Consider the following 12,039-nt stretch of genomic DNA (forward strand, 5'->3'; position numbering starts at 1 on the left):
CACGCCCGGATCAATCCCTCCACTCAGCCTTCCGACGTCGCCGGTGGATCAAGATCAAAAGCACTCGAGCTAACGCTCATTGTTGAGTGGTGCGGCTTCGCCGCGGGCAGCTGCGCTGCTTTGCTTTTGCTTTTGTGGGAGCGAGCCTGCTCGCGAAGGCGGCCTGACAGCCGACCGATTTCTCTATGCCCGCGCCTGATCCAACTGTAGGAGCTGCCGAAGGCTGCGATCTTTTGATCTGGCTTTTGCTTTTGTTTTTGCTTTGGCTTTGGCTTTTGATCCGGCTCTTGATCTTTTGCCCCTTCGGCAGGCTTCGTTACGGGATCGATCCGGGCGTGGGAGCGCAGCGACCGTACGACGCAGTCGTACACAGCGATTGTAGGTGCAGCGAAGCCAACCGTAGACGCTGCGCCAGGATCGGTTCCGTAACGAAGGTACCCCGAGCCCCAGCGAGTGGGCCGTACGCCGGGGCAAAGCCTTTTGCTTACTTTTTGCTGGGCCGGCATTCCGGCGTTTGAAAAAGTGAGTCGCTGTAAGAGCGAAACCGCCAGCGGCAACACCCGCAGCAATGGATATGCCTCAATCCCAAAAAACAAAAAAGCCCCACATCTCACAATGCGGGGCTCTCTCACAGCTCAAATCAAAAAATCAGAAATCAGCCTTCACCGACATCACAAAATTGCGCGGATCCCCATAGAAGTTACCGAACCCCTCGGTACCAATGGTCGCGTAATAACGCTTGTCAAAGAGGTTGTTGCCGTTCAACGCCACCGACCAGGTGTCATCGATCCGATAACCGATGCGACCGTTCCAGACCGCATAACCCGCGCCATTGACATTGTCCCCGCCCAGAGGCGAAACGCGGTAGGTGCCTGTCTGTGCATTGACACCCGCACCAATGGTGACACGGTCCAGCGGCCCGCTCAGGGCGTAATCACCCCAGACGCGCAACAGGTGACGCGGCACGTAGGAGTTGTAGACCGCGCCATCCTGAGTAGCATCGGCGTCTTCCAGTACTTTGGTCTGGGTGTAGGTATAACCGGCGAGCAATTGCAGGCGGTCGATCACTTCACCGCTGACTTCAGCTTCAAAGCCCTGGGCGCGGACTTTGCCCGAGTTGATCTGGCAGGAACTGTCTTCGCACCGCAGGTCATCCTGCGCCGCGTCTTTTTGGATGGTGCGGAACAGGTTGAACGTGGTGTTCAAGCGACCGTCGTACCATTCACCCTTGATCCCCAATTCGTAGCTCTGGCCAATCAGTGGCTTGAGCGTGCTGCCATCGATGGTTTTGTACGAGCCTTGCGGGGTGAAGATGTCGGTGTAGCTCGCGTAGGCGGTCAGGTTGTCGTTGAGGTCGTAGAGCAGGCCGGCGAACGGCGTGACCTGGCCGGTTTCGGTGGACTGGGTGTTGACCTCGGTGCCTTCGCCACGGAAGTACTGCACCGAGTCGGTGTCGGATTTGTACCAGCTGACCCGGCTGCCGAGTACCAGGGTCATCGGGTCGGCGAGTTTCAGGCGGGCGATCGAGTAAGCGCCGTATTGCTTGATGTGCATGTCCACCGGGCCGCCACGGGAGGCGTTGGCCAGGTAGTAGCTTTCATCCGGCTGCGGGATGTTGTGGTTCGGGTTGAACACGTTCTGGCGCTGCGGCAATGCCGCCACCGCGTAGAAGTCGTCCTTGTGCGAACGGCTGGCGTTGGCGCCGACGATCAGTTCGTGCTGTTGGCCGAAGGCGTCGAATTTGCCGTCGACGTAGGCATCGAAACCGTAGTCGCGCTGATCGTAGTCATAGGTACTGCCGAGCATCAGCGTGTTGGTGGCAGTGGCGCCGACCGGCACCGCGCCGCTCGGGAAGGAATATTCCATGTCCTGGGTGTTGCGCGAGTAGACACCGGCAAGTTTCAGCGACCAATCGTCGTTGAACTGGTGCTTGACGTCGGCGAAGTAGGTGGCGCGTTTGCTGCGCTGGTTGTTCCACGAGGTGTTCAGGCAGGTGGAGCGTTTCAGGTGCAGGTCGGAGCCGTCGGCGTAGCGCGGCAGGCCGCCCCAGCACGGGGTGGCGTCGACGTCTTCATAGGCCATGCCCAGACCGAGGGTGGTGTCGGGGCTGAGGTCGAAGTCCAGCGCACCGTAGTAGATCTGGTCGCGGCGTTCAGCCACATCGTAGAAATACTGACGGGTCTGCTGGGTCACCACGGCGCGGCCACGGACAGTGCCGGCGTCGTTCAGCGGGCCGCCGGTGTCGACCTGGCCGCGATAGTTGTCCCAGGTGCCGGCCGACAGCGACAGCTGTGTGTGCGGGGTGTCCTGGCCGCGCTTGCGCACGAAGTTGACGCCGCCGGCGGTGCCGCCCGCGCCCTTCATCATGCCGGCCGCGCCGCGGAGGATTTCCACGCGGTCGTAGATGGCCATGTCACTGTTGAAGCTGTCCGCCTGCACGTAGCTGCTGCCGATATCCAGCGGCACGCCGTCATACTGGTACTGGCCGGTCATGCGGAAACCGCGCGAGTAGAAATACTTGCCGCCCATTGGCGAGTCGTAGACGGTGATGCCCGGGGTCTTCTCCATCACCTGTTCGATGGTGTTGAGGTTCTGGTCATCGAGCATCTTGCGGGTCATCACCGTGACCGACTGCGGCGTTTCCTTCAGCGAGTGCACGCCCTTGCCGATGGTCACACCGCCCGTGGTGTAGGAGTTGCTGCCTTCGGTGGTGGCGCCGAGGCGGTTGGCGTTGACGTTGGTAGGCGCCAGTTCCATCGCGCTGCCGCTGGTGGCCGGGCCGAGCACGGTGACGGTGTTGCCGTCACGCTGATAGCGAATGCCGGTGCCGCTGAGCATGGCCTTGAGCGACTCGTCATCCTGATAGCGGCCGTTGAGGGCGCTGGAGCGCAGGCCTTGCAGGCTTTCCGGGCTGTAGACGATTTGCAGGCTGGTCTGCTGACCGAGGGTTTGCAGGGCCTGGGCCAGCGGTTGGGCCGGGATGTTCAGGGTCCATTCCTGGGCCTGGACATACGGCGCTGCCGCGAGGGTCAGTGCCAGACCCAGGCCGCTACCGGCCAGGCGTGTGCGGGTCGCGCCGTGCATCAGCAGGGCTCGAGTCAGAGGGCGAAGCATGAAACGGGATGCGGACATGAGGTTAAGACCTTGGCAGGTATAGTTGTTAATGGTTCTTATTCATCTCATTAAGACGAGGAAGCCGCGGCAAACCGGAAAAGTTTTTTTTCCGGCCCGGTCGCGGCTGCCTCGATCAAGCGGTTTGCAGTTCGCTTCTGACCCTGCCGGCCTCCATGCGCACCAGTTGATCGGCGACGTCGAAGTAACGGTCGTCGTGGGAAATCACGATGATGGTTTTGCCCAGGCGCTTGAGGTCGGGCAGCAACTCGGTATAGAAAATCCGCCGGAAGGTCGGGTCCTGATCCGCCGCCCATTCATCGAACACCAGCACCGGGCGCTCTTCGAGCCAGGCGTTGACCAGTGCCAGGCGTTTGCGCTGGCCGGTGGACAGGTCGGTGGTGCTGAACGCGCCGTCGCGCACGCTGACCTTGTGGGCGATCTCCAGACGTTCGAGGTAGCGGGTGGCATCCTGCGGCACTTCACGATCGCCCTGGATCAAGTCATCGAACAGGTAGTAGTCGGCGAAGATCGTCGTGAAGTTCTGCCGATAATCGTCGCGGTTGACCGCAGTGATCGGCTTGTCGTTAACGCGAATTTCGCCCTCGGTCGGCGCGTACAGCCCCAGCAACAGTTTGATCAGCGTGGTTTTGCCGCAGCCGTTCTCACCGACGATGAACACGATGTCGCCCTGTTCGATGCGCAGGTTCACCGGGCCGAGGCGGAACGGCTCGCTGCCTTCCACGGGAGGGAAGGCGTAGCGCACGTTGCGCAGTTCCAGGCTGTTGACGGCGGCCGGCTTGCTGCCCTGATCCTGCAGCAACAGGTGCGGTTCCGGTGAGGAGAACTGTTCACTCAGCTCGGCGATGCGGCGGAAGGCAATCTGTGCGCGGCTGATGATCGGCAGGGTGCTGATCAGGTGTTCCAGCGGCCCCTTCATGTACAGCAGCACCAGAACGAAACCGCTCATCACCGCTTTGTCGGCACTCGGCCACAGCGATTGCAGGGCCAGGGCCATGCCGATGACCACGAAGAACAGCATTGAGCCAAACGACTTGGCGATGACGAAGGTGTTGATCGATCTGATCTGGGTGTCGCAGATTTTCTCGGCGGTTTTCTGAATGCCGGCGACGAACATGCGCTGGCGGCGCGGGCGGTGAATGCGCAGTTCCTTGGCACCTTCGGCAATCGCGTTGTAGTGCTTTTGCAGTTCGTCTTCGGAATCGCGGGCGGCGTAGAAACCGCGCATGCCCTTGGCCCGCGCAATCGCCTGGATGGTGGTGCCGATGGCGATGGCGACCAGCATCATCAGGAACATCGGCCACGACAACATGGCCAGATAGCCGAGACAACCAAGGGTCACGGTCATCGAAATCGCCAGCGGCGCGAAGGCGAAGGCGAAGTCGCTGATGGTGTCGACGTCGTGGGTCAGCACCGGAATCAGGCGATGGCTGCGATAGCGTTCGATCTGGTCGATCGGCGCCGACAGGACTTTCTCCCCCAGCTCTTTGCGCAGTTTGGCGATGATGTGCTGGCCGACGTAGTTGGTGCCGATGTCCGACAGGATCGTGGTCAGCAGGGCCAGGGCACAGAGGCCGGCGAAGATCATCACCACGGTGCGGGTCAGGCCGTCATCGGAATGCAGGGCGTTGTTGATGGTCGCCAGCAGCACGGTGACGCTCAGGCCGCCGAGCATGCCGAGCACGATGGACGCCGAGACGATCAGGCGGAAGGGCTTGAGCAGGGCGAACAATTCGTTGATCGCCCCACGCGTAGGCTTGGTCATGGAGGATTCCTGCTTCGATGCGGAGGGAGTGCCGGTACTTAAGGAAAACGAATGGTCGCGGAGTTTCTTTAAACGAGCGCAGGCGTGGCTGCGCTCGTCGAGGGCGGGATCAGAGGTCGCGTACTACGCGAAAGCCCAGCCAGTCGCCCTTGCTGGTCGGCCAGCTGCTGTTGCGGTTGCCCGAGCGCGAGAAGATCGGCGCTTCGCCCCAGTCGTTGCCGCGCATGACCTGGCGTTCGCAGTTTTCCTGGGTCCATGGGCGACCGTCGGCGGGCACTCCGGAGTAGTCCGGGTGATAGCAATCGGCGGTCCATTCGTAGACGTTGCCGTGGGCGTCGAACACGCCAAACGCATTGGCCGGGAAGGTGCCGGCCGGCGAGGTGAAGTTGTAGCCGTCGGCTGCGCCATAGGTGTTGGCGTGTTTGGAGATCTGGTAATCCTTGCCCTCATCGAACGGGAACGGGAAAGGCCCGGTGCTGCCGCCCCGGGCGGCGTATTCGCGGATCGATTCGCTTTGCAGGCGATAGGCGTGGCCGGTCTTTTTCGACAGCCAGTCGATGTAGCCCTGGGCTTCGGCGACGTTCATGCATACGGCCGGGTCACGTGGCGTCTGTTTGAATTCCGGCTTGCCGGCGGTGCAACGGCGCCCCGGGCGATCATCGAAGTCGTAGGGCTTGTTGCCGGTCTCGCGCACATAGGCGTCCCATTCGCCCACCAGCACCTGCGAGCGGCTGATAGCGAATGGTTTGCTGAACGTCACGGTGTGCAGCGGGCCTTCGTCGGGTTGGCGGCCGACTTCATCGTCCGGCGTGCCCATGGTGTAGCTGCCAGTCGGCAGCACGACCATTTCCGGGCAGTCCTTGCAATCCTTGAACACCTTGCCCGCAGCGGGTGCTGTCGCCGCGTGCGCGGTGCCGGGCAACAGCGCAGTGCAGAGGGCGCTTAGCGCCAGTGCGGGCAGGGCTTTGGAGAGGATTGACGCGTGAGGCTTTTTCATGGGTCGTCTCTTTGAAAGGAAAACGGCAGTCGAGGGTCAGGCGCGCAGCTTTTTGCCGAGGATGTCCATGAAGCGATCCACTTCGGCTTCGCTGTTGAGCAAGCCCGGCGCGGTGCGAATTACTGGCCCGACGTCGCGGCTGACCGCGTCGCAGATCACCCGGTTCTGCATTAGCCAGGCCGCCACTGCGTCGCTGTCCTGGCCCTTGATCCGGAAGAAGGTGAAACCGGCGGAGAACTGCGAGTCGAGCGGGGTCACCAACTCGATATTGCGGTGCTCCTGCAAGCGTTGCTTGAGGTAGCTGTTGAGCTGATGAATGCGCGTCTGCACCTCGGCTTTGCCCAGCTGCAGGTGCAACTTGAAGGCTTCGTCCAGCGCCCAGCGATGCTCGAAGGCGTGGTAGCCGCCCGGGGTCATGATGGTCGAGAAGGCCGTGGCCTCGGAGAAGGTCGGCACGCTGGGGCTGACGTATTTCAGTTCTTCGGTGCGGCTGCAGACGATGCCGGTGCCGCGCGGGCCGAACATCCACTTGTGCGTGCCGGCGATGAAAAAGTCGCAGTTCATCTGCGGGAAACTCAAGTCGTCGACGCCAAAACCGTGCACACCATCAACCACGTAGATCAGCCGATCCTGGTCGTCGCGCTGACGGTTGTGCTCATCGACTACCCGCGAGATTTCGCTGATCGGCAGCTTCACGCCGCTGCCGGAATGCACCCAGGTCATGCCCAGCACGCGGGTCTCGGGGCGGATATTGCGATTGATCGTGTCGAGCACCTGATCCAGCGAAATGCTCTGCGGGTTTTCGAACAGGGTGAGTTTGCGCACGCGCGTGCCGTCACGCCGGCTGCGGAAATCGAGGATGTTGCGCGTCGAATAATGCTCGTGAACCGTGGTGAGAATTTCCTGATCCGCACGCACCTGCACGCTGCCGTAGATCATCGCCAGGCCTTCGGTGGTGCTGCCAGTCAGCGCGATCTGCGCCGGTTTGGCTTGCAGATACTGGCCGGCCCAGTGGCGCACGTTTTCTTCGCGCTTCTCGGTGACGCCCAGATCCCAATCCATCGCCAGACCCGGATTCAGATCCAGCGCCGCGCGATGGCGTTCGATCGCTTCGCGCACCGGTTTGGGGTGCGAGGTGACGAGGAAATTGGCGAAGTGAATCGCCTGAGGATCCTGATCGAACAACTGACGCAACTGCGCCCATTTGTCCCGCGACGCAGTGGGCGCAGCAGCGATGGCCGCCGGTGCAGTCAGGCTGGCGCCCAGGGGCAGGGCGGCGGCGAGCAGGCCGGCCTGCTTCAGGAAAGTGCGACGATCGGTCATGGTCGCGCCACCTCCTGGCGTGCCGCCAGCGCCGGTTTCGCGGCTTTCTGCACCTGGTCCCAGACGCGCATGAAGTTGCCGCCCCAGAGCTTGGCAATGTCCGCTTCGGAGTAGCCGCGCTGCAGCAGTTCGGCGGTGACGTTGCGGATCTCGCCGACGTTTTCCCAGCCCTTGATGCCGCCGCCATCGTTGAAATCCGAAGCAATGCCGACGTGGTCGATACCGATCTTGCGCACTGTGTAATCGATGGCGTCGCCGAAGTCCTTGAGAGTGGCTTTCGGTTCTTCTTCGAGGATCGCGTAGAGGCCGCTGGCGTACTGGCCGAGCTTCTGTTCCGACCAGGCGGTGATGATCGGATCGCCCGGCATCAGTGCCATGGCGAGGTTGGGCAGTGGCGGCAGATCGAAGCGCGCACGCAGCGCATTGAGTTTGTCCTGCGTGCCCTGGGTCAACGGTTTCAGATACTGCGAGAAGGCGACGACCTGCACCACGCCGCCACTGTTCTTGATCAGTTGCAGCTCTTTGTCGCTGAGGTTGCGCGGAATATCCACCGCCGCCCTTGGCGCCGAGTGCGAGGCCACCAGCGGTGTGCGGCTCAGTTCGGCGACTTGCTCAAGGGCCTTGGTCGACATCTGCGACACGTCGATGATCACGCCCAGATCGTTCAAGCGCTGCACCGCTTGTTTACCGATGTCCGACAGACCGTCGAGGGCATCGGGCGAATCATTGAAAAACGGCAGCGGTCGCGACGAGTCGGCCCAGCTATTGTTGCCGATGTAACTGAAGCCGAACATGCGCATGCCGCGCCCGGCCCACAGGTCGAGCTTGCTCAGATCATTGCCCAGCGGGTAGGCGTTGAGCATGCTGATGAAAATCGCAAACTTGCCTTCGCCGTGCAGGCGGCGGAAATCATCTGGCGTGTAGGCGATGCCGGCCTGATTGGGGAAGTCGCGGACGATCCCGGAAATGATCTTGTAGCGCACTTCCTGCTGGTTGCGCGCCTCTTCGACAAAGCCCTCGGTCGGACGGTGCGGGGCATTCGGGCCGTTCCACATTTCCGGCCAGCCAAACACCGTCAATGCTGCGCCGGACAAGCGTCCGCGATTGGCCTTGACCAGGTCGAACTGGCCCGAGCCATCCTTGTCGGCTTCGTGGTCGTGGCTGCCGAAACTCAGCGGCACGGTGATGTGGCTGTCGAACGACAGCAGGCGATCCTGCAACTCGCTCGCCTGTTTCATCACCTTCACCGGGTAGCCGGGGTTGTTCAGGTAATCCCAGGCCAGAAATCCTGCGCCGGCACTGATCGCCAGGGCCAGCGGCAGGCCGATGAATAGAGCCTTTTTCCAACGCGGTTTTGTCATTGCCATCTCATTCAGGTTCGCCGTCGAGGTGCAGGCGCAGGGGCCTTTGCTATCTGGGAAGAACGAGTGGCTGCACGGCTAATTTAGGTGTGCGTTACAAATGCCCGGCAGCGGCGCGGGTGATGTTTGCCGACGGCGTAAATTTCCCCGTCGAGCAAACGTTCTAGCTTGGATAAAGCCTGCTTCATGGCTGACACAGGTAGGGCAATGACGATCTCTCGACGCTGGTTCATGGCGGGCATGGCACTCACGGGCGCCGCGCTGCCTGCCGCTTTTTATGCACATCGTGAACTGACTCGCGAGGAGTTTCCGATCACCCCGGGCGAGGCCACGGTCGATCTGGCGGACACCGCCGGGCAACAGCTGGCGGACAATTTGCGTGGGGTCTGGGACATTCGCTTTACCGGTGCGGCGGCGGGGCTTGATGGTCTGCCGGCGCAAGGCCTGGAGCTGTTTCTCGACATTGCCCATCGTGGGCGCGGCTTGCGTGGTTATCTCGACACCGGAGCGAATCTGCGTGCCGAAGGGCCTGTGCGTTATCAAGTGATTGGCGATCTGGCACCGGGCAACGGCGCCGAGATGTATTGGCGCCTGCTGCGCACCGATGCGCCACTTGCGCCGCCGGTGTATGAATTCAAAGTCAAACTGGATGAAGTCTGGGCTGCGTTCGGCAATGCCGGCAGCGCCACGTTCACCGGGCAAGTGCTGCGTCTGGACCGGCCGTTGGCGTTGCCCGAGCTGGACAATCAGTTCATCGCTATCAAGCGGCGTTTTCCCGAGGCCCGTGAACGCACCGGGCTTAATCCGCAACTGTTGGCCTGGCTGGTGGCGCCCGAGCATCGGTTGTTCCACCAACTCTGGCACGCCACCCGCGACAAGTGGCACAAGCTCTCGGAGAAAAAACGCGAAGCGCTGCGCGGCATCGGCTGGCAGCCCGGGCCACGTGACAAGGAACGCGACGCACGTGGGCCGAGCAAGGATCGCAATGGCTCGGGCGTGGACTTTTTCTTTATGCATCGGCACATGCTCGGCAAAGCCCGCTCGCTGCAGGATTTACCGTCGTGGCCGGCGTTTCCGCAGCCGCAGCCTGAGCTGGAACGGGACCGGAAAGGCTTCGCGCGTTATTTCGACAATCACGACGGCAACTCACTGCCGCCGACCTGGCTGGCAGAGGGTGATGACGAGTACACCAAATGGGTCAGCGACATCAAAGCGGCGGAGACTTTTCAGAGCAATTTTCTGGTTTGGGAATCGCAGTACCGTGATCCGCGTTATTTGTCGAAATTGACCCTTGGCCAGTTCGGTTCGGAAGTCGAACTGGGCCTGCACGACTGGCTGCACATGCGCTGGGCTTCGGTGGCGCGTGATCCGTCCAACGACATTCCGGTGCCGATGGCGCGCGATCAGGCGGACTTCGCTGCGCGCTGGTATGCGCCGGAAAACGACTTTCTCGGTGATCCGTTTTCCTCCCATGTGAACCCGGTGTTCTGGCGCTTTCATGGCTGGATCGATGATCGCCTGGAAGATTGGTTCCGCGCCCATGAACGTTTTCATCCGGGCGAAGTGAGCCGTCTGGAAGTCAACGGCGTGCCATGGTTTGCACCGGGACGCTGGGTGGAAGTCGCCGACCCCTGGCTCGGCCCCGACACCCACGGCTGCAGCACCGTGCCCGGCCTGCAAGTCGGCCGCTCAGTGGAGATGGATCCGGAAACCATGAAACTGGCGCTGCGCATCACTTTTGGCGACGAAGACAACATGACCGAACTGTTCCGCAAAGTGCCACAGCGCCCCTGGTATGCGCGGCACCTGAAGGTCAAGGGCCGACAGCTCTAGAAGGGTTCAACACACACATATCCAGAATAGTTCGCAATCCCCTTGTGGGAGCGAGCCTGCTCGCGAAGGCGGTGTGTCATTCAGATGCATCAGTGCCTGACAGGACCCCTTCGCGAGCAGGCTCGCTCCCACAAATGAAATTCGGTCTGGACAGAAATTTTCGGCACGACCAAGGCTCCCTGTGGGAGCGAGCCTGCTCGCGAAGGCGTCAGTTCAGTCGACGCGTTGCCCTCAGATCACCTCCCAGCCACCCCCCAACGCTTTGTACAAGGCAATACTCGCCTGCAATCGCGACAGGCGCAGCTGCACGTTGAGGTCTTGCGCGGCATACAGCGTGCGCTGGGTTTGCAGGACGGTGAGCAGGTCTTCGGCGCCGGCCTGGTAGCGGCTTTGGGCGATGTCGAAGGCGGTTTGTGCCTGGTTCAGTTCTTCGCTTTGCCATTGCCGTTGTTCGTCGAGGCCACGAATGCTGCTGAGGGCTTTTTCGACGTCGGCGAAGCCGTTGATGATTGCCCCGCGATAGGTCTCCAGCAATTCGTCCTGCCGCGCCTTGGCCTTGTCGCGTTCGGCGCTGAGGCGGCCGTTGTTGAAGATCGGCGCGGTCAGCCCCGAGGAGAGGTTGTAGAACGTCGTGCGCAGCAAATCGGCGGCCAGATCAGCGCCGCTGCCGAGGCTGGCGGTCAGGGTGATTTTCGGCAGCATCGCGGCGCGGGCGACAGTGACATCAGCCTGGGCTGCGGCGAGCTTGGCCTCGGCGCTGGCGATGTCCGGGCGGCGGCTGAGCAATTCGCTCGGCACGCCGCTGGCGATGTCCGGCCAGTGCAATTGGGCGAAGGATTGCGTGGGCAACGGTAACGTTTGTACCGGTCGGCCGAGCAGGGCGGCGAGGCTGATCTGTGCTTCGCGGGCCTGCTGCTGCACCAGCGGCAGGCGGCGCTGTTGTTCGGCCACCAGGCTTTTCTGCTGGGCCAGCTCCAGCGCGGTGGCGCTGCCGGCGTCGAAACGGGTCTGCACCAGATGCAGCACATTTTGTGCATTGGCCAGATTGAGTGCGGCAATGCGCGCCTGCTCACGCAAGGCCAGGGCCTGGGTGTAACTGTTGGCGACGCCGCTGAGCAAGGTCAGCTCGACAGTGGCGCGATCGAATTCGCTGGCCTGCACACCGAACACGGCACTGTCGCGGGCGGCTCGCTTACCGCCCCAGAAATCGATTTCGTAGCTGGCGCTGAGCTCGGCATCGTAGTAGTCCAGCGAGCGATTCTCCGGACTGACATCCAATTGGCTGTAGCCCTTGCCGTGGATCAGTTTCTGCCGGTTGGCATTCAAACCTGCCTTGAGCTCGGGCAACAGCGGGGCGCCGGCGATGGTTGCGCTGGCCTCGGCCTGCCTGACCCGCGCCACGGCGGCGGCGAGGTCGTAGCTGCCCAGCCGCGCCTGTTCGACCAGTCGCGCCAGCTCGGGGCTGCCGAATTGCATCCACCATTGCCGATTGCTTTGCAGCGCGCCGTGGCTTTTGTCGGACTGCCACGCGCTCGGTGGCTGTACGCCGCTGTCGAGGCGCGGCGCCGGGCTGCTGCAGGCCGCCAGTAGCAGGCTGGCGGCGAGGAAGGTCAGTCGCACTTTCATAG

The 12,039-nt window shown here is 62.1% G+C and carries 7 protein-coding genes; 1 reads left to right on the plus strand and 6 read right to left on the minus strand.

Annotated elements, in window-relative coordinates; translation table 11 throughout:
• Positions 1-648: 648 nt before the first annotated feature.
• The 5 genes from PS14A_RS08655 to pvdM all read right to left on the minus strand — a co-directional run bounded on the left by PS14A_RS08655 (position 649) and on the right by pvdM (position 8,578).
• Complete coding sequence (locus PS14A_RS08655; protein WP_212615764.1) at positions 649-3,132, minus strand: TonB-dependent receptor; 2,484 nt, start codon at positions 3,130-3,132, stop codon at positions 649-651.
• A 115-nt stretch (positions 3,133-3,247) separates the two neighbouring features.
• Positions 3,248-4,897 (minus strand): cyclic peptide export ABC transporter, encoded by a 1,650-nt coding sequence (locus tag PS14A_RS08660; protein WP_212615765.1) that lies wholly within the window; start codon positions 4,895-4,897, stop codon positions 3,248-3,250.
• 109 nt (positions 4,898-5,006) lie between these two features.
• Positions 5,007-5,894: a formylglycine-generating enzyme family protein gene (locus tag PS14A_RS08665; protein ID WP_137215769.1), complete on the minus strand. Its 888-nt coding sequence runs from the start codon at positions 5,892-5,894 to the stop codon at positions 5,007-5,009.
• A gap of 36 nt (positions 5,895-5,930) precedes the next feature.
• Positions 5,931-7,217: an aminotransferase class V-fold PLP-dependent enzyme gene (locus tag PS14A_RS08670; RefSeq protein ID WP_212615766.1), complete on the minus strand. Its 1,287-nt coding sequence runs from the start codon at positions 7,215-7,217 to the stop codon at positions 5,931-5,933.
• Positions 7,214-8,578 carry a pyoverdine-tailoring dipeptidase-like protein PvdM gene (pvdM, locus tag PS14A_RS08675; RefSeq protein ID WP_212615767.1) on the minus strand — a complete coding sequence of 455 codons (1,365 nt, stop codon included), beginning with the start codon at positions 8,576-8,578 and terminating at the stop codon, positions 7,214-7,216. Before pvdM ends, PS14A_RS08670 begins: the two co-directional genes overlap by 4 nt.
• A 207-nt stretch (positions 8,579-8,785) precedes the next feature.
• On the opposite strand from pvdM, the gene PS14A_RS08680 reads away from it, so the two are divergent.
• A complete protein-coding gene (locus PS14A_RS08680) occupies positions 8,786-10,411 on the plus strand; it encodes a PvdJ/PvdD/PvdP-like protein (protein ID WP_212615768.1) in 1,626 nt (541 codons plus the stop codon).
• A gap of 231 nt (positions 10,412-10,642) precedes the next feature.
• Here PS14A_RS08680 and PS14A_RS08685 read toward each other — a convergent pair whose 3' ends face one another.
• Positions 10,643-12,037 (minus strand): efflux transporter outer membrane subunit, encoded by a 1,395-nt coding sequence (locus tag PS14A_RS08685; protein WP_212615769.1) that lies wholly within the window; start codon positions 12,035-12,037, stop codon positions 10,643-10,645.
• Between the last annotated feature and the right edge of the window lie 2 nt (positions 12,038-12,039).

It is taken from the genome of Pseudomonas sp. 14A (assembly GCF_018132745.1).
In the GTDB taxonomy this organism is placed as follows: domain Bacteria; phylum Pseudomonadota; class Gammaproteobacteria; order Pseudomonadales; family Pseudomonadaceae; genus Aquipseudomonas; species Aquipseudomonas mercuritolerans.

Bases quoted from the DNA above. Each gene is read 5' to 3' on its own strand.
- PS14A_RS08655 (WP_212615764.1), bottom strand. From the start codon at position 3,132: ATGTCCGCATCCCGTTTCATGCTTCGCCCTCTGACTCGAGCCCTGCTG.
- PS14A_RS08660 (WP_212615765.1), bottom strand. From the start codon at position 4,897: ATGACCAAGCCTACGCGTGGGGCGATCAACGAATTGTTCGCCCTGCTC.
- PS14A_RS08665 (WP_137215769.1), bottom strand. From the start codon at position 5,894: ATGAAAAAGCCTCACGCGTCAATCCTCTCCAAAGCCCTGCCCGCACTG.
- PS14A_RS08670 (WP_212615766.1), bottom strand. From the start codon at position 7,217: ATGACCGATCGTCGCACTTTCCTGAAGCAGGCCGGCCTGCTCGCCGCC.
- pvdM (WP_212615767.1), bottom strand. From the start codon at position 8,578: ATGACAAAACCGCGTTGGAAAAAGGCTCTATTCATCGGCCTGCCGCTG.
- PS14A_RS08680 (WP_212615768.1), top strand. From the start codon at position 8,786: ATGACGATCTCTCGACGCTGGTTCATGGCGGGCATGGCACTCACGGGC.
- PS14A_RS08685 (WP_212615769.1), bottom strand. From the start codon at position 12,037: ATGAAAGTGCGACTGACCTTCCTCGCCGCCAGCCTGCTACTGGCGGCC.